The following is a 22,850-nucleotide window of genomic DNA, read 5'->3' on the forward strand; positions in this document are numbered from 1 at the left end:
CGCAGGGGATGACGAGAGGCTCTCAACCATGCCGCCTTAATGCGGGCGAAATGTCTGCGTATCCGGTTGGTTGGGGTAGACTTTTCGGTTATTTTCCGTTGACCAGTGACTGGACCTTGCTTGGCCCTGCGTATGAAGGCTGAACCCTTGAAATCTCCAGCGAACGGCGGGCGCAAACTGCGGTTTGGGGTAGCCCTGCTGGCGCTGACCGTGCCGCTTGGCGCCTGCAGCTCTCTCGGTAGCTCTCTGGGCAGCTCCATGGACAGCATGGGCGGCGCCTGGAACAAGATTTTCGGCAAGGAAGACGTGCCGATCGATCAGCCGGCGGACAAGCTCTACAACGAAGGACTTTACCTTCTCAACCAGGAGAAGAAGTCGGTCGCCGCCGCCAAGCGCTTCGAGGAAGTGGACCGACAGCATCCCTATTCGGACCTCGCGCGCAAGTCGCTGCTGATGTCCGCCTACGCTCATTACGAGGCGCAGGACTATGATTCGACGATCGGTGCGGCTCAGCGCTACATCACGCTGCATCCGGGCAGCCCGGATGCCGCCTATGCGCAGTATCTGATCGCCGCCTCGCATTTCGACCAGATTCCGGACATCGCCCGCGATCAGGGCCGCACGGAAAAGGCGATCGCCTCGCTGGAAGAGGTCGTGCGCAAGTATCCGGATTCCGAATATGCGGGCGCCGCACGGCGCAAGCTGGAATCGGCACGCGACCAGCTCGCCGGCAAGGAAATGGACATCGGCCGCTATTATATGGAGCGGCGCGATTTCACCGGTGCGATCAATCGTTACAAGACCGTGGTGACGCAATATCAACGTACGCGTCACGTCGAGGAGGCGCTGGCGCGACTGGCCGAGGCCTATATGGCGATCGGCATCGTCCACGAGGCGCAGACTGCGGCTGCCTTGCTTGGCCACAACTTTCCTGAAAGCCAGTGGTACAAGGACACGTATAATCTTGTAAAATCGCAGGGTCTCGAACCGAGCGAGAACAAGGGGTCCTGGATGAGCCGGGCGCTCCGGAAGATTGGTCTCGGCTGAGGTTCTCCCTGAATGCTCTCGCGTCTTTCGATCCGCGACATTGTGCTGATCGAACGGCTCGATATCGATTTCGCGCGCGGCCTTGCGGTGCTGACCGGCGAGACAGGCGCCGGCAAGTCGATCTTGCTCGACGCCTTCGCGCTGGCGCTCGGCGGGCGCGGCGATGCCGGCCTCGTGCGGCAGGGTGTGGAGCAGGGGCAGGTGACTGCGGCATTCGACGTGCCCAAGCAGCATCCGGCCGCGAAACTTCTTAGCGAGAACGGTCTCGACGACACCGGTGAGATGATTCTGCGCCGCGTTCAGTTGGCGGACGGCCGCACACGCGCATTCATCAACGACCAGGCCATCAGCGTGCAGACGCTCAAGGCCGTCGGTGCGGCGCTGGTTGAAATTCACGGCCAGCACGACGAGCGCGCGCTGGTCGATGCCTCGACGCACCGTCGGCTGCTCGACGCATTCGCAGGTCTCGAGAAGGACGCCGCAACCGTTCTCGCGTTGTGGGAGGCGCGCCGCGAGGCGTCGTCGGCGCTCGAGGCGCATCGCGCAGGAATCGAACGCGCCGCGCGCGAGGCCGATTATCTGCGCCACTCGTCAGAAGAGTTGACGCGGCTCGCGCCGCAGGCTGGCGAAGAAACCGCGCTCGCCGAACGGCGCACGACGATGATGCAGAGCGAGAAGATCGCCGGTGACCTGCGCGAGGCGCAGGCTGCGGTCGGCGGTCAGCAATCGCCGGTGCCGCTGCTGGCGGCCGCGGCACGCAAGCTGGAACGCCGCGCTGCGAACTCGCCGCAACTGGTGCAGCCGGCAATCGCCGCCATCGATGCCGCACTCAATGCACTTGCGGAAGCGGACCAGCACCTGAACGCCGCGCTCAGCGCAGCCGACTTCGATCCGGCAGAACTGGAGCGGATCGAGGAGCGGCTGTTCGCGTTGCGTGCCGCTTCGCGAAAGTTCTCGACGCCGGTCGACGACCTGGCGGTGCTCGCGCAGCGCTTCGCGGCCGACCTGGTGCTGATCGACAAAGGTGCTGAACGGCTGAAGGAGCTGGAGAAGGCCACCACTGAGGCCGACAAACGCTTTCGGGCGGCGGCGGAAAAGCTCTCGGCCGCGCGGACCAAGGCGGCGGAGAAGCTGAACAAGGCCGTCAACGCCGAGCTTGCGCCGCTGAAGCTGGAGCGGGCGAAATTCTCGACCCAGGTCGAGACCGATCCGCAAGGCGCAGGGCCGAGCGGTTTCGATCGCGTGGAATTCTGGGTGCAGACCAATCCGGGCACGCGTCCGGGGCCGATGATGAAGGTCGCCTCCGGCGGCGAGCTTTCGCGCTTTCTGCTGGCGCTGAAGGTGGTGCTGTCCGATCGCGGCTCGGCGCCTACGCTGGTGTTCGATGAGATCGACACCGGCGTCGGTGGGGCAGTTGCAGATGCCATCGGCGGACGCCTGGCGCGGCTTGCACAGAAGGTGCAGGTCATGGCGGTAACGCATGCGCCGCAGGTGGCTGCACGTGCTGACCAGCATCTGCTCATCACCAAGGATGCGCTCGACAAGGGCAAGCGCGTGACGACCCGCGTCGCAGCGCTTGCCGCGGACAAGCGTCGCGAGGAGATCGCGCGCATGCTGGCCGGCGCCGAGATCACCGCCGAAGCTCGCGCCGCCGCGGAGCGGCTGATGAAGGCGGCGGCGGGATAGTTTGTGCGCCTTGGCCTCCTGACCGGGCTTGTCCCGGGCGTCCGCGCCTCTAAATTCCCTTCCGACAAGAAATTCCTTTTCGATGAGACTTGGATGGCCGGATATACTGGCCATGAGAAAGATGGCCACCAAAGACACCACCAAGCTTCCGATCGATGATCTCACCGCCGCGCAGGCGAAGGCGGAGCTAAAGCGGCTCGCGGCCGAGATCGCCGATCATGACAAGCGCTATTATCAGGACGATGCGCCGACCGTATCGGACGCCGCATATGACGCGTTGCGCACGCGTTCCAGCGCGATCGAAGAGCGGTTTCCCGAACTGGTGACAAAAGACTCGCCGTCGCTGAAGATCGGTGCGGCGCCGTCCGGCCGGTTTGCCAAGGTGCAGCACGCAATGCCGATGCTCTCGCTTGGCAACGCTTTCAGCGATGAGGACGTGGCTGATTTTGTCGATCGTGTGCGGCGATTCTTGAGGCTTCCCGACAACGACATGCCCGCCATAGTGGCCGAGCCGAAGATCGATGGCCTGTCGCTCTCGTTGCGTTATGAGAAAGGCGAGCTCGTACGCGGCGCGACGCGTGGCGACGGCACCATCGGTGAGGACGTCACGGCCAACGTCCGAACCATATCCGACATCCCCCACAAGCTCAAAGGCAGAGACGTTCCTGCGGTCTGCGAGATCCGCGGTGAGGTCTATATCCTTGGCAAGGACTTCATCGGCTTCAACAAGCGAGCCGAGAAGGCCGGCATCCAGATGGCTGCGAACCCGCGTAACTTCGCGGCAGGCTCGCTGCGGCAGAAGGATGCGTCGATCACCGCATCGCGCCCGCTGAAGTTTTTCGCCTATAGTTGGGGCGAGATGAGCGAAATGCCGCACGACACCCAGTCGGGCATGCTCAAGTGGATCGCGAAGGCCGGGCTTGTCACCAATCCGCTGACGAAACTTTGCAAGACCATCGAGCAGGTGTTGGCGTTCTACGCAGAAATCGGCGCCGGCCGTGCGAAGCTCGGCTATGATATCGACGGCGTCGTCTACAAGCTCGACCGCCTCGACTGGCAGCAGCGTTTAGGGTTTGCCGGGCGCAATCCGCGGTGGGCGATCGCGCATAAGTTCGCGGCCGAGCAGGCCATGACGGTCCTGAATGACATTGAGATCCAGGTCGGTCGTACCGGCGCGCTGACACCGGTGGCGCGGCTCGCACCGGTCACGGTCGGCGGCGTGGTCGTCTCCAACGCGACGTTGCACAACGAGGACTATATCCGCGCGGTGGGCAATGACGGCAATCCGATCCGCGACGGTGTCGATATTCGTATCGGCGACACCGTTGTGGTGCAGCGCGCCGGCGATGTGATCCCGCAGATCGTCAGCGTCGTGCTGGACAAGCGACCGAAGGATGCGAAGCCCTATAAGTTTCCGCAGAAGTGTCCGGTCTGCGGCAGTCATGCGGTGCGCGAGGAGGGTGAGGCGGTTCGCCGCTGCACCGGCGCACTCGTGTGTCCGGCGCAGGCGGTAGAGCGGCTGAAGCATTTCGTTTCGCGCAACGCCTTCGACATCGACGGGCTCGGCGACAAACAGGTGCAGGAATTCTATGAAGCGGGCATCATCATGTCGGCGGCCGACATCTTCACGCTGGAAAAGCGCGATGCACGCGCGCAGAAGAAGCTCGAAGATCGCGAAGGCTATGGCGAAGTATCGATTCGCAACCTGTTCGCCGCGATCGACGCCCGGCGCAAAATAGAATTGCATCGCCTGATCTATGCGCTCGGCATCCGCCACGTGGGCGAGGGCAATGCCAAGCTGCTGGCACGGCACTACGGTACGCTCGATGCCTTCGTCGAAGCGATGCGCGCGGCTGCAAAGGGACAGTCGGCGGATGCGAACACCACTGAAGCCTACGAAGACCTGAACTCGATCGAAGGCGTCGGCGAGGTGGTGGCCGATGCGGTGGTCGAGTTCTTTGCCGAGCCGCGCAACATCAAGGCCCTCGACGATCTGCTCGAGGAAATCGAGGTGCTGGCCGCCGAGAGGGCGGCGAAGGATTCACCTGTGTCGGGCAAGACGGTGGTGTTCACCGGTTCGCTGGAGCAGATGACGCGCGAGGAAGCAAAGGCGATGGCCGAGCGGCTCGGCGCCAAGGTGTCGGGCTCGGTCTCGAAGAAGACCGATCTCGTGGTCGCGGGACCCGGCGCCGGCTCGAAGCTGAAGGACGCGCAAAAGCATGGCGTGCAAGTTCTCTCCGAGGACGACTGGTTCAAGTTGATCGGGAAGGCATAGCGGAGATCGTGCAAGGCAACGGCGGCTCGCGCGACGTGGTAGTTGCTCCGTCATTGCCCCGAGTTCGTCATTGCGAGCGCAGCGAAGCAATCCAGCACTGTGTCTGCCGCGGCCGCCGCGCTGGATTGCTTCGGGCGGCGCCCTCGCAATGACGAGAATGGCCATGGCGACGCCGTTCTTCGAACGGTTATGCCTCGCAACGACGGCTATCGCCGCTCGTATCTGGAGATTAGCACCGCCACCACGGCCGCGCACAACAGCGACAGGATCAGGCCCGCCAGATTGAGCGGCACTGTCGTCGCATAGTCGCCACCGAGATGCGCGCCGACCTGCGAGACGATAGCGCCGAAGCCCATCTGCACGAAGCCGAGCACGCCGGACGCGGTGCCTGCCGCCTGCGGTCGTACGCTGACGGCGCCTGCGGCGACGTTCGACATGACGTAGCCGTTGCCGTAAGCGACGATCATCTGCGTGACGAAGAACCACGCCGGGTCGGTGTTGAGGCCGGCAAGGCCCCACGTCAGGTTCAATGCCGAACCGGCGATCTGCATGACCAGACCGATCCAGATCATGCGGTGACCGCCGAGCTTCGGTGTCAGCCGCGCCGACGTGAGGTTTCCGGCCATGTAGGCGATCGATCCCAGCGCGAACCAGGCGCCGTACTCGGCGCTGGACCGGCCCATCTGAATAATCGCGACATAGGCGCCGCCGGAGGCGAAGATGAAGAACGTTGCCGCCGCGAGCGCTTGCGCGATGACGAAGCCATGATATTGCGGGCTCGCGATCAAGGCCCGCACGTCCGACAGGAAGCCGGCCGGGCCGGGACCGGCGGGAGCGCGGCGCGTTTCCGGCAGTGTCACGCAGGCCCACAGGAAAACCAACAACGACACCGCGCCGAGAAACCAGAAGATCGCGCGCCAGCCATAGACAGTCTCGAGCACGCCGCCGAAGAACGGACCGATCATCGGTGCGATCATCATGCTGCCGACGACGATGCCGATCATCGATGCGGCACGGTCCCGGTCATAGAGGTCGCGAATCATCGCGCGGCCGACGGCGAGCCCGGAGGCTGCGCCCAGCGCCTGCACGATCCGCGCAGCGATGACCTGCGGCAGCGTTTCGGCGAAAATGCCCGCAGCGTTCGACACCACCATCAGAAGCAGGCCGGCGAGGATCACCGGCCTTCGGCCGAATTTGTCGGATAGAGGTCCAACCACCAGTTGCGAACAGGCGAGCCCGACGAGATAAAGCGAGATGGTCAGTTGCGCGACCGCGATGTCCTCGCGGAAGTAGGCGGCAAGCGCCGGCAGCGCCGGCATGATCGCCTGCATCGACATCGGCCCAAGGCCGCTCATGGCGATCAGCAGGACCAGAAATCCGGCCGGTACACCTGTGGCAGGGGTCGCTGCAGCTTTCGAGGCGGCACTGTCGGCCTTGAGTGTGTCGTCAGTCACCGCGATGAGAATCCAGGATCGCCTCGACGTTCCGGGACCGCAGGCAAAGCCTGCGACGCGCAACCTCGATGTGATGGAACTAGCCGGCAAGCGGCATGGTCGCCGCATCCAACCAGTCACGGGTCGCATCATCGAGCGCGCCGCGCAACGTGGTGCGCACGCGCATGTGGTATGCGTCCAGCCAGGCGATTTCTTCGTCTTTCATCGAGGCGACATCGATCAGCCGTCGGTCGATCGGCGCGAGCGTGAGTGCCTCGAAACCGTTCATCGGTTTCTCGGCGCCGACGATCTCCTTCGCCACAACTAGCTCCAGGTTTTCGATGCGGATGCCGTATTCGCCGGTCTTGTAGTAGCCCGGCTCGTTCGACAGGATCATGCCGCGCTTCAGCGGTGTCGTGCCAAGCTTGGATATGCGCGCCGGACCCTCATGCACCGACAGGTAGCTGCCGACGCCATGCCCGGTGCCGTGCTCGAAATCGAGGCCCGTCTGCCAGAGGTATTGCCGCGCGAAGGCGTCGATCTGCGCGCCGGTCGTGCCATCAGGGAAAATCGCGCGCGCGATCGCAAGATGACCGCGCAGCACGCGAGTGAAGCGGTCGCGCATTTCCGCGGTCGGTTCGCCCACCGCTATCGTGCGCGTCACGTCGGTGGTCCCGTCCTGATACTGCGCGCCGGAATCGATCAGCAGCAGCTCGCCGGGGCGAATGCGGCGGTTGGTCCTGCGCGTCACTCGATAGTGCACGATCGCGCCGTTGGGGCCTGAGCCGGCGATGGTCGGAAACGAGACGTCCCTCAATGCGCCGGTGTCACGGCGGAAGGTTTCTAGCGCTTCGACTGCATCGATCTCCGTCAACTGGCCGCCGGGCGCCTCGCGATCCAGCCAGAACAGGAACCGCGCCAGCGCCGCGCCGTCGCGCTCATGCGCGCTGCGGGTGCCGGCAATTTCGGTCGTGTTCTTCACCGCTTTTAGAAGCGCGACCGGATCGCTGCCGCGCAAGGGCTTGCCGCCGGCCTCGATAATCAAGCGGCTCAACGCATCGGCGCCGGTGGCGGCATCGATGGCGATCGCAGCTCCGCTCTCTGCCAGGCGCCTCAGATGCGGCACAAGCTGATCCGGTTCGGTAACGTCGGCATTGCGCTCGAGATGATCGCGTGCGCTGTTCGACAGCTTGCGCGCGTCGATGAACACCGTCGGCCGCCCGTCCTTCGGCACCAGCGCATAGGAGAGCGGCAGCGGCGTATGCGCGACGTCGGCGCCGCGAATGTTGAACGTCCATGCCACCGCGTGCGGATCGGACATCACCAGTGCATCGGCGCGCGCTTTCGCGATCTCGTCGTGAATGCGGGCGAGCTTCACGGTCTCAGCGTCACCTGCGAACTTCAGCTCATGCACCGAGACCTGTCCGAGCGGCGGGGCCGGCCGTTCCAGCCAGACCGTATCGACCGGGTTGGTCTCCACCGCGACCAGTTCTGCGCCGGCCTTGATGCAGGCGGTCTGCAGCCGCTCCACTGCCGCCGAAGTGTGCAGCCAGGGATCAAATCCAAGGCGATCGCCGGGCTTCAATTCTTGCGCCAGCCAGAGCTCCGGCGGCGGATCGACGAGTGAAGCAACCGTCCAGGCGGCCGTGTCGATCTGCTGGGCGGCCTGCAGCGTATAGCGGCCGTCGACAAACAGCACCGCGCGGTCGGCCAGCACGACTGCAAGCCCAGCCGACCCTGTGAAGCCCGACAGCCAGGCCAGGCGTTCGTCCGAGGGCGGGACATACTCGTTTTGATGGCTGTCGGCGCGGGGGACCACGAATCCCGTCAGATTGCGGCGCGTCAGCTCCTCACGCAGGGCGGCCAAGCGGGCGCCCAGCGCCACGCCGCCTTCCGGATCCTCGAACGTCTGGAAATGCGCTTCAAACATCATCGCGTTTCTATCGTCAAAATCCCGCACGATCCATGCATAGCACGTTCAGGACCCGCACAGGATTGCATGCGCAAAACCGCCCGAAGGCTTTGCCAGCCGGCCCGGAACTGACTAAACATACGACGTTTCAATGACAACGCGACTGGGGAAATGCCTTAGAGGTGTTCCAGCTCAACGACGAGGGGAAGCACCATGCCTGCCTTTACGTTCGAGAAGATTTCGCCGCCCGCCGAGCTCGAAACGCACGGATCGATCTCTGCTCCTGCACGCCGGAGTGCAATCGCCCGTTTTTTTGACCGGCTGACGGCAGCACGGCTGCGGAAACCCGATGGCCAGGTTCGCGAAAGCCAGTTTCGTAAAATTCAAAGATTGAGGCATAAATACCGCAAGCAGCGGTGAGCTTGATGCCGGCATCTTATCCGCGTTTCAGCAGCAAGCTCGTCCATCCCTCCAGTTCGATGCGCCTCTGCAAGATCAGCCCGTTTGCGCGGTAGGCGCTGACAACGCCGTTTGCTTGGGAGGGCAGCAGGCCAGACAGGATCACGGTCGCCGTCCTGTCGAGATGTGTGCGCATTGGCGTGGCGAGCCGCTTCAGTGGATTGGCCAGAATATTCGCGAGCACCAGATCAAACGGGCCGCGACGCTTGAACGCCGGCGCGCCGAAACCCGGTGCGCAGATTGCTTCGATCAGATTGCCGGCCCGGTTCAGGCGCGCGTTCTCGCGCGCGGTGATTGCGGCGCGCCGATCGATGTCGCTGGCGAGAACGCGTTGACGCAAGGCCTTTGCCGCTGCGATCGCCAGCACACCGGTGCCGGTGCCGAGATCGAGCACCCGTCGCGGCTGCCTCACTTGCAGCACGTCATCGAGCAGTTCGAGGCAGCCGCGCGTCGTGCCGTGATGGCCGGTGCCGAAGGCGAGCGCCGCCTCGATTTCGATGCCGATCCGGTTGCCCGCGACGCGATGCCGGTCGTGCGAGCCGTGCACGATGAAGCGGCCCGCCTCGACCGGCTGCAACCCTTCAAGGCTTGCCTTCACCCAGTCCTTCGCCTCGACCGCCTCGAAGCGCATCGTCGCCGCGGTGGCATCGTCTGAAGCCAGCGCCACGAGGTGGCGTACAGCCGTTTCGTCCGGCGGCTCGCCAAAATGGATGGTGATGTCCCAGCCGCCGCCGGCGTTCTCGAAGGTCGCAACCGCGGTCTCGCCGTTATCGAACGCTTCCGACAGGATATCGGCGATGCGCCGCGCATTGTGCTCGTCGGCCATCGCCAGGATTGCGCGGGTGGAACGTTCAGAGCTCATGTCGCCAACTTATCCACATTTCATCCCGGGCTTTTGCACAGCCTGTCCCCAAGGTCTTCAACAGCTTGCCAACACCGTTGTCCAGCTGGTTATGCCCGGCTTGTCCCAATGGTTATCCAGCGGGCTCATCCGAACAGGGCGCGATGGTCACGCAGGATCACCTGCGCAGCATTGTGGCCGGGCGCGCCGGTGACGCCTCCGCCCGGATGCGCGCCGGAGCCGCAGTGATAGAGCCCCTTGATCGGTCCGCGATAATCGGCGTGGCCCAGCATCGGCCGCGCCGAGAACAGCTGGTTCAATGTCAGCGCGCCGTGGAAGATATCGCCGCCCAGGAGGCCGAACTCGCGCTCCAGATCGAGCGGGGTCAGCACCTGGCGACCGATCACGCTTCGTGCGAAGCCCGGGGCGTAGCGGTCGACGGTGGCGATCATCAGGTCCGCCACCTCGTCGCGATGATCGTCCCACGAACTGCCGTCAGGCAGTTCTGGTGCGACATGTTGGCAGAACAGGCTGGCGACGTGTGCGCCTTGCGGGGCGAGCGTGTCGTCCAGCGTCGACGGAATGAGCATCTCGACCACCGGCTCGCGGCTCCATCCGCGCTCGCGCGCGTCATGAAAGGCGCGGTCCATGTAGCCGAGGCTTGGTGCGATGATGATGCCGGACGACAGGTGATCGCCTTCGCCTGGCAGCGCCGTGAACGAGGGGAGGGCCGACAAGGCGACGTTCATGCGCAGCGTGCCGGAGCCGTTGCGCCAGTTCTTCATGCGCGCGAGGAAGTTGCCCGGCAGGGCGTCTGCCGGCAGCAGCCGCGTGTAAAGCAGCTTCGGATTGACGTTCGAGACGATCTTGCCTGCGCGGATGGCGCGACCGTCGGCGAGCGCGATGCCGACAGCGCGCCCGCCCTCGATGATGACCTCGCTCACGGAGGCGTCGGTCTCGATGTCCGCCCCGTGGGCGCGGGCCGCCTTCGCCATGGCCTGCGAGATCGCACCCATGCCGCCGATGGCGTGGCCCCAGACACCCTTCCTGCCGTTCACCTCGCCGAACGCGTGGTGCAGCATGACGTAGGCCGAGCCGGGTGTGTAGGGGCTCGCATAGTTGCCGACAATGGCATCGAAGCCGAACAGCGCCTTCACCAGTGCGCTCTCGAACCGCTCGTCGAGCATCTCGCCGGCTGAGCAGGTCATCAGGTCGAGCAGCATTCGTTTGTCGTCGAGTGAGAGGCCGCGCAGGAGATTTGCGGCACCAAGCGCGCTGACGGCTTCGCGCATGGCTGGCAGGCCGAAGCCGTCGACGAGGTTCGGCGGTGCGCGCAGCACGAGCTTGCGCAGCACGTCGGCGATCGCCTCCAGTTCGCGCGTGAAGGCCGCATAGACGGCGCCGTCCTGTCCGCTCAATCTTTCGATGGATGCCTGCGTGCGGCCTTCGCCGGTCAGGAGGTAGCTGCCGTCGGGCGCAGGCAGGAAATTCTGCGCGCGTCGTTCGACAATGCGCAGCCCATGCGCGTGCAGCTTCAGGTCGGCGATGACCTGCGGGTTCAGCAGGCTGACGGTGTAGGCAGCAACCGAGTTGCGGAAGCCGGGATGGAATTCCTCGGTGACCGCAGCGCCGCCCACGACCTTGCGCCGCTCGACCAGCTTCACCTTCAGCCCGTTCATGGCGAGATAGGCGGCACACGTCAGGCCGTTATGTCCTGCACCAATGATGATAACGTCGAGCTCCGCCATGGGCGTGCCTTACCTTATTTTCGCCGTGGTGACGATTGGTTCATTCGCCGCGCATTGCGATGGGCAGAGGCCTGTGATTCAATCCCGCGGCCTTTGCCGAGCGTCAGGTCGGTTCCGCTGCAGCGCCGAGGCTCGTGCGCCGGATTCGACGTTCGAACCCGCGTTGCGAGTCCTCCACAGGAACGTCAAATCAAAAAGGCGCAACTCGCTTCATAAAGTTGCCAGCGCCTGTCTCGTCCTGCGGGTCGCAGGGAGATTGCCGCAAACTGATGCGAACGTTAGAACCGTGACGCTAGTGTCCCGAATCCGAAGTTCGCTATACTTTGCAGCGAGCTCAGAGCGAACTTCGGATTCGATCAGGACACTAGCAAGTTTATGATTCTAGTGTCGTTTATGGATCAGAAATTCGCACGATGAACTCGCGGCAACGATGGCGCGAATTTCTGATCCACGACACTAGTGTGGTGTTTCTGACGTTCCGATCAACCTTGCTGCACGCTCATACATTGGAACGTCAGAAACAAAGACCGAGCTAGTACTATAAAATTGCTAGTGTCCTTTGTTTCTGACGGTCGCACGCGGGACTCGCGGTAAGGTGGTGCGAGCGTCAGAAGCAAGACACTAGATGCCGGAGCTTCCATGAATTCGTCACTTGTGTCCGAATTTCGCGGCCAATCGTCTGCCACGCGTAATTCCCGTATCCTGGTCGTCTATACTGCCGCGATCTTCGTCAGTGCGTTGCTGTTGTTCTCCGTGCAGCCGCTCTTCACCAAGATGGTGCTGCCGCGGCTCGGGGGCTCGCCCGCAGTGTGGTCGGTGGCGATGGTGTTCTTCCAGTCGCTGCTGCTGGCCGGTTACGCCTACGCCCACTATCTGATGGCGCTCCGCAGCCGCATCGCCCCTGTGGCGGTCCACCTTACACTGCTGGTGCTCGCTGCGCTCACATTGCCGCTGTCGATCGCGGCTAACTGGGGTGATCCGCCAGCCACCGGCACGCCGTTCTGGCTGCTCGGCCTGTTCGCGGTGTCGATCGGCCTGCCGTTCTTTGCGCTCGCCGCCAACAACCCGATGCTGCAGGCATGGTTCGTGCGCACCGGGCATCCCGACGGACCCGATCCCTATTTTCTCTATGCCTCGTCCAATATCGGCAGCTTCCTCGCGCTGCTGTCGTATCCGATCGTGTTCGAGCCGGTGTTCACGCTGCGCATGCAGAATTTCTTGTGGACTGGCGGATATGTGCTGCTGATCGTGCTGATTGCGGCCTGCGGCTATCTGCTGCTGAAATCGCCGCCCTATGTCGCGCCGCCGCGGGCTGCGACGACGGCCTCGGCGCCGACGTGGCTGTTGCGCCTGCGATGGATTTTTCTTGCCGCCGTGCCGTCCGGTCTTCTGGTCGCGGTGACGGCGCATATCTCGACCGACGTCGCCGCAGCGCCTTTGCTCTGGGTGCTGCCGCTGTCGCTCTATCTGCTGACCTGGGTCCTGGTGTTCCAGGGCCGGCCGCTGATCCCGCACCAATATGTGCTGTTACTGCAGCCATTGGCGATTGCCGGCGTCGTTTACCTGTTGGCCTTCGGTGGCGAGCGCAACCTGCTGCTGACGCTCGGCGGACACCAGCTCTGCTTTTTCGTGATTGCGATGGCCTGTCACGGCGAACTCGCACGCACGCGCCCTGCGGCACAGCATCTCACCGGCTTCTATGTTGCACTGTCGTTCGGCGGCATGGTCGGCGGGCTGTTTTCGGGCCTGATCGCGCCCTATGCATTCTCATGGATCGCGGAGTACCCGATCCTCGTCGTGCTCGCGGCGCTGTGCCGGCCGCGAGAAGAGGACGTGCCGCCGCGGCTCGCGTGGATCGCGAAGTGGATCTGGCTGCTGGTGGCGGTCGCGCTGATCGGCGCAATCGCGCCCTATGTCCGGGGCGGCGCGTGGCTCAGCTTCATGCGCGACCACATGGTCTCGCTCGCGACCGCGATCGCAGCGTTGACGGTTGTGCTCGTGGTCATGCTGCGCGCCGACCGCACCAGCATCGCCGCCCTCATCGCCATCGCGCTACTGCTGGTGCGGCTCTATCCGAACGAGGAGGGCAAGGTCGAAACCGTGCGCAGCTTCTTCGGTGTGCACAAGATCGTCACCAATCCTGACGGCGCTTACCGCGTGCTGATGCATGGCACGACGATCCACGGCGCACAGCGCTTGCTGAATGCCAATCGCACGCCCGTCCAGGGCCGGCCGGAGATGATCACCTACTATCACGAGGTCGGCGGCATCGGCGGCGCGATCGAGGCGATCCGTGAACGCAAGGGCGGCGGCCTGCGCGCCGCGGTGATCGGGCTCGGCGCCGGCACGCTCACATGTCAGCAGCGGGAAGGCGAGAACTGGAAGTTTTTCGAGATCGACCAGTCAATGATCGATACTGCGCGCGATCCGAAATACTTCACCTTCATCCGGGATTGCTATCCGAACATCGAGCCGGTGGTCGGCGACGCGCGGCTCACGTTCGCCAAGGAGCCCGACGGCGCCTACGACCTGATCGTGATCGATGCGTACTCCTCCGATGCGATCCCGATCCACCTGGCGACGCGCGAAGCGATGGAGATCTACAAGCGCAAGCTCGCGCCCCAAGGCGTCGTGCTGGTGCACGTGTCCAACCGGCACCTGGAGCTGTCCAGCGTGATCGTCGGCATCGCGGATGCCAACGGCTTGAAGAGCTGGGTGTTCAGCGAGGATGCGAACCGCGACGGCGAGTACATCTTCTCGACCACGGTGGTGCTTTCCGCGCGCGAGGAGGCCGATATCGGCAAGCTCGCCGAGACCGACACCTGGACGCCGACAGAGGCAAACGCCGATCGGCGCGTCTGGACGGATGACTACTCCAACATCCTCGGCGCGGTGATCCGCCGCTTGCGGTACGGTGAGGAGTAGCCTCGAGGCTCAAGGACGTCCTGAGCTTCGGCCTCAGTAGCCGTATGGCTGCACGTAATAGTAGCCGGGCCGTGCATAATAGCCCGGCTGCGGCTGATAGGGTTGCTGGCTATAATAGTAGCGCGGTCGCGCGTAAGGCTGCTGCTCGGCGTAAGACTCCGCTTCACTGCGGCGTCGGTAGGTTCGCACGGGACGTCCATACTCATCGTAGTAGTAGCCGCCGGTGTTCGCCTCTTGCGGCGCGATCTGCTGCGGCGGCGGCAACGAGCGTGCGGTGCCGGTGTCGACTCGCGGCTCGCGGGTCCGCCGCGCGGCGACGTCATTGCGCCGCTGCGGATTGCGCGCCAGCGCCACCTGCGACGAGCCGGAGAGCGTCACCGTGGTGTTCAGCACGCCTTCCTTCTTCACCAGCTCGAACAGCGTCGCGGCATTGTCGCGCGACAGCCGCACACAGCCGTGCGAGGCCGGATTGCCGAGCCGCTTCACGACGTCGGTGCCATGGATCGCGTGGCCCTTCTTGGTGAAGAAAATCGAGTGCGGCATCGGCGCGTCGTCCCACTCCTTGGAGTAGTGATCTTCCTCCATGCGAAACGCCTTGAAGTTGCCGTTCGGCGTCTCGTAGGAGGGCAGCCCGCTGGATACCGGCCACGTATACTTCGTGGCGCCGTCGACCGAGACGGTCATCGTCTGGGTATCCTTGTCGATATCGATCTCTACGGCGGCAAATGCGGATGAACTGACGAGCAGGACGAGCAGGGCAGGGACGAGTACGCGGGCACACATTTCTTGGGGCTCCGTAAGCCAACATCTTGCGCGTACTCCGCTCGCAAGCCGGCACCCGCGGGGCGGAATACGCGCCAAACCCATCCCGGTTCCTTCATACACGGGCAGTTGTTCCGTCACCAGCGGCTTTCTTTTGCGGCGGATTGTCAACGGGTTAAGGCGTTTGCCACGATTTCGCTCGCCTGATGAACGAAGCGGCAACTTTCGCGCGAGCGGCTCGCTGGTGGCGTGTTGCCATTCTGCGACCATCGTCACCTATTCGCCACGGAACCATGTTTGTAACTGGCCTTGCAGCGCGTGCTGCGGTAAGTCCCGACGCGTCTAATCGCGATCGCAATGAGTACCGCAACCAAGAGTGCCGGAATGACACCCATGACAACTCCATCACGCTATCTCTCCAATCACGCACGTGTGAAGACGTCGCTCGCCGCCGCAGCTTTTGCGTTGGTGGCCATGACTGCATCTGCGAACGCGCAGGGCGTTGCTCGCGGTGCCGAGGAAGGCTTCTACACCGGCGGCCAGGCTCTGGGCCCGGTCGGCGCAGTGGTCGGCGGTGCAGTAGGCGGTGTGGTCGGTGGCGTCGCCGGCGGTGTGCAGGGTGCGCTCGGCATCCCGCAGGACACGCGCACCCGCGCGCAGCGCCTGCAGGACGAGCGGCAGGTCCGCGTCAATCGCCGCTACCGCCACTATCGCTAAGCGATCCGCAGTCGCTTAGGTGAATTAGAAAAGGCCCCGCTTGATGAGCGGGGCCTTTTTGCTGGCTGCCGGGTGAGGGTTGAAGGCGGCCTCACGCCCTTTCCACAAAGCTATCGACGACGCGCTTCTCGCCGGCCTTGTCGAAGGCGATGGTCAGCTTGTTGCCGTCGACGAGGGTGACGCGGCCGTAGCCGAATTTCTGGTGAAATACGCGGTCGCCGGTCGAGAACTCCGATTGCGTCCCGGTCGATTTCGCGACCAGTTCGCCCTCGATGGTGAGCGGCATACGGTTGCGCGAGAAGCCGCGAGCATTGCCTCTTCCGCCGCGCGAGGAAAAGCGCCCCTCATTTTCGCCCTGGTCATAGCGCTGGGCGCCATCGTCGAAGCCGAATCCGCTGCGCTTCTGGCCGCGCGCCTTGTTTGCCTGCGCGCGCTGCCAACCCGGCGTGCCGTAGCTCGAGCCGAACGCGGCCATGTCGTCGAAGCGCGAGGCGCCGTAGCCGCCGGCGCCACCCCAGCCGCTGCCGCCCTTGCTCTCGGTAATCTCGACATTCTGCGCCGGCAGCTCGTCGAGAAAGCGCGAGGGGATGGTGGTCGACCAGGTGCCATGAATGCGGCGGTTGGTGGCGAAGTAGAGTTTTGCGCGGCGGCGGGCGCGCGTGAGGCCGACATGCGCGAGCCGCCGTTCTTCCTCGAGCCCGGCGCGGCCCTGGTCGTCCAGCGTACGCTGGCTTGGAAACAAGCCTTCCTCCCAGCCGGGCAGGAAAACGTTGTCGAACTCCAGCCCTTTGGCCGAATGCAGCGTCATCAGCGACACGGCGTCGTCAAGCGCGCCGTCCTCGCGATCCATCACCAAGGCGATGTGTTCGAGAAATCCCTGCAGGTTCTCGAAATCCTCCATCGAGCGGACCAGCTCTTTCAGGTTGTCGAGGCGGCCTTGCGCGTCGGCGGAACGATCCTTCTGCCACATTTCGGTGTAGCCGCTTTCGTCCAGCACGATCTCGGCGAGCTGGGTGTGGCGGATGTTTGCCGCCTGCGCGCGCCAGCGTTCGAAGTTCTCGATCACGCCCCGCAGTGCGCCGCGTGCTTTCGGCTTCAACTCGTCGGTGCCGATGACGGCTGCGGCTGCGTCGTAGATCGGGATCTTCTTCTTGCGCGCGTGCTCGTGCAGCAGCTGCACCGTCGCGTCGCCAAGTCCGCGCTTCGGCACGTTGACGATGCGCTCGAAGGCGAGGTCGTCCGCCGACGAGTTGATGACGCGCAGGTAAGCCAGCGCGTCGCGGATTTCCGCCCGCTCGTAGAATCGCGGCCCGCCGATCACCCGATAGGGCAGGCCCAAGGTGACGAAGCGGTCCTCGAACTCGCGCATCTGGAACGAGGCGCGCACCAGGATCGCGATCTCGTTGAGCTTCTCGCCCTGGCGCTGAAGCTGCTCGATCTCCTCGCCGATCGCGCGCGCTTCCTCTTCCGAGTCCCAGGCGCCGGTGACTGTCACCTTCTCGCCGTCCTCGTCCTCGGTGCGCAGCGTCTTGCCGAGCCGGCCTTCATTGTGCGCGATCAAAAAGGATGCGGCGGCGAGGATGTGACCGGTGGAGCGATAGTTGCGTTCAAGCCGGATGACCTTCGCGCCGGGAAAGTCATGGTCGAAGCGCAGGATGTTGTCGACTTCCGCCCCGCGCCAGCCGTAGATCGACTGGTCGTCATCGCCGACGCAGCAAATGTTCTTGGTGTGAGCTGTGACCACCTGGCCCTTGGGACGCGTCACATCGTCGGGATGAATATCGAACGGGATGTCGTCGTCGCTCGTCGACTCAGTGCGAGGCGTGGCGACATCCGTCGCGGTCGGCGCCTGCGCGAGCAGACGCAGCCAGAGATACTGAGCGACGTTCGTGTCCTGATATTCGTCGACGAGGATATACTTGAAGCGATGCTGGAAGCCTCGCAGCACGTCCGGGTTCTCGCGGAAGATGCGGATGTTCTCGAGGAGCAGGTCGCCGAAGTCGGCGGCGTTCAGCGTCTTCAGCCGTTCCTGGTACAGCGTGTAGAGCTTGCCGCCGCGGCCGGCGGCAAAGGCCTGTGCCTCGGCCGCGGGCACCTGGCTCGGAGCAAGGCCGCGGTTCTTCCAGCCGTCGATCATGCCGGCGAGGACGCGGGCGGGCCAGCGCTTCTCGTCGATGTTCTCGGCGGCCAGGAGTTGCTTGAGCAGGCGGATCTGATCATCGACGTCGAGCACGGTGAAGTTCGACTTCAGCCCGGCGAGCTCGGCATGAAAGCGCAGAATGCGGCCGCCGATCGAGTGGAAGGTGCCGAGCCAAGGCATGCCTTCGACCGCCTGGCCGACCATGTGGCCCACGCGCTGCTTCATCTCCCGCGCGGCCTTGTTGGTGAATGTCACCGAAAGAATCTCGTGCGGCCGCGCGCGTCCGGTGGACAGGATGTGGGCGATGCGCGCGGTGAGCACCCGCGTCTTGCCGGTGCCGGCGCCGGCCAGCACCAGCACCGGGCCGTCCAGCGTTTCCACAGCGTCGCGCTGCTCGGGATTGAGGCCGGTCAGATATTGAGGCGCGAGTCCTGCGCGCGCACGCGCGCCGATCCCGTCGGCGGCGGGCCGATAGTCGGGAACAGGCGCGGCTTTGGCAGGTTCGGTCATTTGATTCGCATTTATATAGGCATTGCGGCCCGCAGTACGACGGGAATTAACCCGATTTCTGCACGCTGTGGACGGGTGCAACGGCGATCCGGCCGCACCACATTCGGTGGCCAGTTCCGGAAAAGTCCGAAAAGCGCCATCGTTGACTGAAAACAGCGCTCGGCGGAACCCAGCCCTTGAGCAGCGGGTTGTCTGCCGGGCAGTTCAATTACGAGGATAAGACGATGCTTGGCTGGGTGTTGGCGCTGCTTGTCATTGCGCTGATCGCCGGTGTCGTGGGTTTTGGTGGCATCACAGGCTTCTCGGTCGAGATCATGAAGGTTCTCTTCTCCGTCGCCGTCGTGTTGTTCCTGATCGCGATCATCTTTAGCGCGTTTCGCGGCCGTAGTTCTTCGGCTGACGGTTAAGCCGCGCCAGCCCTGGCCGCGGCTTTCACCGGCATCTCGATGCGCCGGCCGGCGCCATCCGGGCGCGGCAGACGCGCATGCGCGCCCGCGACCGCGCGAATCCGCTCGGCAATGTCAGTCGGAAATGGCGCGACCTTTCGCACGTTCATGTCGATATGCAATGACATGTTCTCGGAGGTGGCGGAGAGCCAGCCTTCGGTGGCATGCCGCAGTTCCTCGAACGTGTGAAGCCGCTTCTCATCGACAGCGATGACATAGGCCGACACCTGCAGGGGGTCGCCGAGGTGCACCTCACGGATGTAGCGGACATGGCATTCGGCCGTCATGGTCGAACAGTTGCGCTCGCGCAGGTAGTTCGGACCCATGCCCAGCGCTGCGAACAGTTCATCGATCGAGCGGTCCATGATCACGTTGTAGTAGGCCATGTTGAGGTGGCCGTTGTAATCGATCCATTGCGGCTCGATCTGCATGACGCTGCAGAGAAATGGCGCGCGCAGCGCCGTCAGTTCGCTGAGTGAGGGTAGCGGTTTCGTCATTCCAATTCCTGCCATTTTGGCCACGTTGGCGCGTTGCAGGCGCGCTTGACCCCTTATACATGCTCTGCAACGCTGGAATAAAGCCGGAGCGTAGCTCGTACAGGGTTGAACGGACGACGCTCTGGGTTCCTTTTTGGTGGTCGCATTTTCTCTTCGGAAAGCCGGTGTCCACCTTTCCGGAAAATGCTCTAGTGTCGTAGATCAGCAATTCGCACCATCGTTGCCGCGAGTCCATCGTGCGAATTGCTGATCCATAAACGACACTAGAATCATAAACTTGCTAGTGTCCTGATCGAATCCGAAGTTCGCTCTGAACTCGCTGCAAAGTATGGCGAACTTCGGATTCGGGACACTAGGGGAGCGAAGCGCTTTGGGACGGTTTGCCGCCGATTTGCCGCGGATTGATGCGAAGGTGCTGAATGGCACGCTCGAGGCGCTCGCCGCGCGCTTCGGCAATCGCCTGGTCACCTCGCAGGCCGTGCGTGAGCAGCACGCGCATACGACCTCGTGGCTGCCGCGGCAGCCGCCGGACGGTGTGGTGTTCGTCCAGAACGTTGCGGATATCCAGGACGCCGTGCGCATCTGTGCGCCGCGCAAGCTCCCGCTGATCGCCTACGGGACCGGAACCTCGTTGGAGGGGCAGGTCAATGCGCCCGCCGGCGGCATCGCGATCGACACCCGCGACATGAATCGGCTGCTGGCCGTGCATGCGGAAGATCTCGACTGCGTCATCGAGCCCGGCATCACCCGCAAGCTGCTGAATGAGCAGTTGCGCGACCAGGGACTGTTCTTTCCGATCGATCCCGGCGCGGATGCATCGATCGGCGGCATGGCGGCGACGCGCGCGTCCGGCACCAATGCCGTGCGCTACGGCACCATGCGCGACAACGTGCTGGCGCTGAAGGTGGTGCGCGCCGACGGCGAGATCATCAACACTGCGACGCGCGCGAAAAAATCCTCCGCAGGCTACGACCTGACACGACTGTTCGTCGGTTCGGAGGGGACACTCGGCATCATCGCCGAACTGACGATCCGCCTGCACGGCATTCCGGAAACGATCGCCGCGGCCTCCTGCTCGTTCCCGACCGTGGACGAAGCGTGCCAGGCGACGATCCTCGCCATTCAAACCGGCATTCCTTTGGCGCGGATCGAATTGCTCGACGAGATGCAGGTGAGGGCCTGCAATGCCTACTCGAAGCTGTCGCTGCCGGAGACGACGCTGCTGCTGCTCGAATTCCATGGCACCGAGGCGGACGTCGCCGGCCAATCCGAGCGCTTCGGCGAGATTGCGAAGGAATGCGGCGGCGGCAATTTCGAGTGGACGATGCGTCCTGAAGACCGCACGCGGCTGTGGCAGGCGCGGCATGATGCCTACTGGGCCGCACGCGCACTGCGTCCCGGCGCGGAGCCTGTGACCACCGACGTGTGCGTGCCGATTTCGCGGCTCGCCGAATGCGTCACCGAGACCCAGCGCGACCTGCGCGAGAACCGCCTCGTCTCGGCAATCGTCGGCCATGTCGGCGATGGCAATTTTCATACCGTGCTGCTGTGCGACATGAACGACGCCGACGAAGTAAGGCGCGCGGAAGGATACCTCGATCGTCTGGTCAAGCGCGCGCAGGCGATGGACGGCACCTGCACCGGCGAACACGGCATCGGCCAGGGCAAGCAGGAGTATGTGGCGGGCGAACTCGGCGACGAGGCGATCGAGACGATGCGGCTCGTCAAGCGCGCGCTCGATCCGGACAACATCTTTAATCCGGGCAAGATCCTGCCGGCGGACTAGTGTCCCGAATCCGAAGTTCGCCATACTTTGCAGCGAGTTCAGAGCGAACTTCGGATTCGATCAGGACACTAGCAAGTTTATGATTCTAGTGTCGTTTATGGATCAGAAATTCGCACGATGGACTCGCGGCAACGATGGTGCGAATTTCTGATCCACGACACTAGAGCTCTTTCCGATTAGCTTGAATCGGAAAGCGCTCTAGATTCGTTTATTTGGTCGCATTATCTGCGGAAAATCGGTGTCCACTTTTCCGGAAAATGCTCTCGTGTCCGGCTGCGCACGGGATCAGACCTTGTCGCGGATCAGCGCCTGGATCACGCAAATGCTTTCGTCGTTGCGGCGATAGAACGTCCACTGCTTGATGCGCTTCGGCCGGACCAGTCCTGCCTGCACCAGTACGCGCATGTGCTCGCTCAACGTGGCCTGGCTGATCTTGAGCTTTTCAGCCAGCAGAAGCCCGCAAACACCGTCCTTGATCAGATCGCCGTCGACCTGCGGCCTGAAATGACGGTGCGGCTCCTTGAGCCAGGCGAGAATTTGCAGACGCCGCTCGTTGGCCAGCGCCTTGAAAACGTCCGCTGCTTGCAGGCTCGCTTGCATTTCGTTAATTTGCTAAATAACTAACTTCATGTCAACGTCGCCACGGAGGCCCGCGCATGCTTGCAGAGACCGGCATCACCCGCGAAGCGATCGCGCGAACCGAGACGCTCATCCGGCCCTTTGTCAGGCGCACGCCGACCGTCGCGGTCGATGGCGCAGACTTCGACATGGCGGCAGGGCCGCTGCAGTTGAAGCTCGAGTGCCTGCAGCATACCGGCACGTTCAAGGTTCGCGGCGCGTTCGCCAATCTGATGACGCGCGCGGTGCCGCAAGCAGGCGTCGTTGCAGCGTCCGGAGGCAATCACGGCGTCGCCGTTGCCTACGCGGCGAAGAAGCGTGACGTGAGAGCCACGATTTTCGTGCCGAAAGTATCGTCGCCCGCAAAGATCGAGCTCATTCGCCGCTACGGCGCCGATCTTGTCGTCACCGGCGAGCGCTACGCCGACGCGCTCGCCGCAAGCGAAGATTTCACCAAGGAGACCGGCGCACTGCCGATCCACGCCTTCGATCAGGCGGAAACCCTGCTGGGCCAGGGCACCGTCGGGTGCGAAATCGAAGCCGACACGTCGAAGATCGACACATTGCTGGTTGCGGTTGGTGGCGGCGGATTGATCGGCGGCATCGCGGCCTGGTTCGAGAGCCGTATCAAGGTCGTCGCCGTCGAGCCCGAAGGCGCGCCGACTCTTTATCAGGCGCTGCAGGCCGGTGAGCCGGTGGATGCGCCGGCTGAGGGAATCGCGGCCGATTCGCTGGCGCCGAAGCGCGTTGGCCAGGTGATGTTTCCGATTGCGCAACACCATGTGCACCGCGCCGTGCTTGTTGCCGACGACGCCATTCGTGCAGCGCAAACGGCGCTTTGGAATGCTGTTCGTATCGTTGCCGAACCAGGCGGCGCTGCGGCGTTCGCGGCGCTGCTGTCTGGAAGCTATGTGCCGTCGCCGGGCGAGCGGCTGGCGGTGCTTGTTTGCGGCGCCAACACGGCGGCAGTGACGTTCGATTGACGCGCATCGGGCCGAGTTGCGCGGGCGAACAATAAACGCCATTGTTGCCGGAGCCGTGGCCGCCG

The 22,850-nt window shown here is 63.7% G+C and carries 16 protein-coding genes; 8 read left to right on the top strand and 8 right to left on the bottom strand.

Annotated elements, in window-relative coordinates; genetic code table 11:
* Positions 1-132 precede the first annotated feature (132 nt).
* The 3 genes from RCO31_RS08895 (at position 133) to ligA (ending at position 5,008) form a co-directional block, all read left to right on the top strand.
* A complete protein-coding gene (locus RCO31_RS08895; protein WP_308967948.1) occupies positions 133-1,047 on the top strand; it encodes an outer membrane protein assembly factor BamD in 915 nt (304 codons plus the stop codon).
* Between the two features lie 12 nt (positions 1,048-1,059).
* Entirely contained in the window at positions 1,060-2,733 is a 1,674-nt protein-coding gene (gene recN, locus RCO31_RS08900) for a DNA repair protein RecN (RefSeq protein WP_308967949.1), read from the top strand.
* Positions 2,734-2,854: 121 nt separating this feature from the next.
* Entirely contained in the window at positions 2,855-5,008 is a 2,154-nt protein-coding gene (ligA, locus tag RCO31_RS08905; protein ID WP_308968039.1) for an NAD-dependent DNA ligase LigA, read from the top strand.
* A 206-nt stretch (positions 5,009-5,214) separates the two neighbouring features.
* Here ligA and RCO31_RS08910 read toward each other — a convergent pair whose 3' ends face one another.
* From RCO31_RS08910 to RCO31_RS08925, 4 genes are all read right to left on the bottom strand, one after another.
* Complete coding sequence (locus tag RCO31_RS08910; RefSeq protein WP_308967950.1) at positions 5,215-6,462, bottom strand: multidrug effflux MFS transporter; 1,248 nt, start codon at positions 6,460-6,462, stop codon at positions 5,215-5,217.
* Between the two features lie 79 nt (positions 6,463-6,541).
* Entirely contained in the window at positions 6,542-8,371 is a 1,830-nt protein-coding gene (locus tag RCO31_RS08915; protein WP_308968040.1) for an aminopeptidase P family protein, read from the bottom strand.
* Between the two features lie 418 nt (positions 8,372-8,789).
* A complete protein-coding gene (locus RCO31_RS08920; protein WP_308967951.1) occupies positions 8,790-9,674 on the bottom strand; it encodes a 50S ribosomal protein L11 methyltransferase in 885 nt (294 codons plus the stop codon).
* Positions 9,675-9,799: 125 nt separating this feature from the next.
* Entirely contained in the window at positions 9,800-11,401 is a 1,602-nt protein-coding gene (locus tag RCO31_RS08925; RefSeq protein WP_308967952.1) for an NAD(P)/FAD-dependent oxidoreductase, read from the bottom strand.
* 639 nt (positions 11,402-12,040) lie between these two features.
* Here RCO31_RS08925 and RCO31_RS08930 point away from each other — a divergent pair.
* Complete coding sequence (locus tag RCO31_RS08930; protein WP_308967953.1) at positions 12,041-14,326, top strand: fused MFS/spermidine synthase; 2,286 nt, start codon at positions 12,041-12,043, stop codon at positions 14,324-14,326.
* Positions 14,327-14,359: 33 nt separating this feature from the next.
* Here the strand turns inward: RCO31_RS08930 and RCO31_RS08935 are convergent, their stop codons facing one another.
* Positions 14,360-15,109, bottom strand: coding sequence for a L,D-transpeptidase (locus RCO31_RS08935; RefSeq protein WP_308967954.1), 750 nt, complete (start codon positions 15,107-15,109; stop codon positions 14,360-14,362).
* A gap of 372 nt (positions 15,110-15,481) precedes the next feature.
* On the opposite strand from RCO31_RS08935, the gene RCO31_RS08940 reads away from it, so the two are divergent.
* Positions 15,482-15,805, top strand: a complete 324-nt coding sequence (locus RCO31_RS08940) for a hypothetical protein (RefSeq protein WP_308967955.1) — start codon at positions 15,482-15,484, stop codon at positions 15,803-15,805.
* Between the two features lie 91 nt (positions 15,806-15,896).
* Here RCO31_RS08940 and RCO31_RS08945 read toward each other — a convergent pair whose 3' ends face one another.
* Entirely contained in the window at positions 15,897-18,455 is a 2,559-nt protein-coding gene (locus tag RCO31_RS08945) for a UvrD-helicase domain-containing protein (RefSeq protein WP_308967956.1), read from the bottom strand.
* Positions 18,456-18,679: 224 nt separating this feature from the next.
* Between RCO31_RS08945 and RCO31_RS08950 the strand changes: the two genes are divergently transcribed.
* Entirely contained in the window at positions 18,680-18,862 is a 183-nt protein-coding gene (locus RCO31_RS08950) for a DUF1328 domain-containing protein (RefSeq protein WP_308968041.1), read from the top strand.
* On the opposite strand, the gene RCO31_RS08955 is transcribed toward RCO31_RS08950, so the two are convergent.
* Complete coding sequence (locus RCO31_RS08955) at positions 18,859-19,398, bottom strand: thioesterase family protein (protein WP_308967957.1); 540 nt, start codon at positions 19,396-19,398, stop codon at positions 18,859-18,861. The two genes, RCO31_RS08950 and RCO31_RS08955, sit on opposite strands and share 4 nt — an antisense overlap.
* Before the next feature lie 328 nt (positions 19,399-19,726).
* Here RCO31_RS08955 and RCO31_RS08960 point away from each other — a divergent pair, with 328 nt between their 5' ends.
* A complete protein-coding gene (locus RCO31_RS08960) occupies positions 19,727-21,184 on the top strand; it encodes an FAD-binding oxidoreductase (RefSeq protein ID WP_374991453.1) in 1,458 nt (485 codons plus the stop codon).
* Between the two features lie 285 nt (positions 21,185-21,469).
* Here RCO31_RS08960 and RCO31_RS08965 read toward each other — a convergent pair whose 3' ends face one another.
* Positions 21,470-21,772: a metalloregulator ArsR/SmtB family transcription factor gene (locus RCO31_RS08965; protein WP_308968042.1), complete on the bottom strand. Its 303-nt coding sequence runs from the start codon at positions 21,770-21,772 to the stop codon at positions 21,470-21,472.
* Positions 21,773-21,840: 68 nt separating this feature from the next.
* Between RCO31_RS08965 and RCO31_RS08970 the strand changes: the two genes are divergently transcribed.
* Positions 21,841-22,785, top strand: coding sequence for a threonine/serine dehydratase (locus tag RCO31_RS08970; RefSeq protein WP_308967959.1), 945 nt, complete (start codon positions 21,841-21,843; stop codon positions 22,783-22,785).
* Positions 22,786-22,850 lie beyond the last annotated feature (65 nt).

The organism is Bradyrhizobium sp. LHD-71 (assembly GCF_031157255.1).
GTDB lineage: Bacteria > Pseudomonadota > Alphaproteobacteria > Rhizobiales > Xanthobacteraceae > P52-10.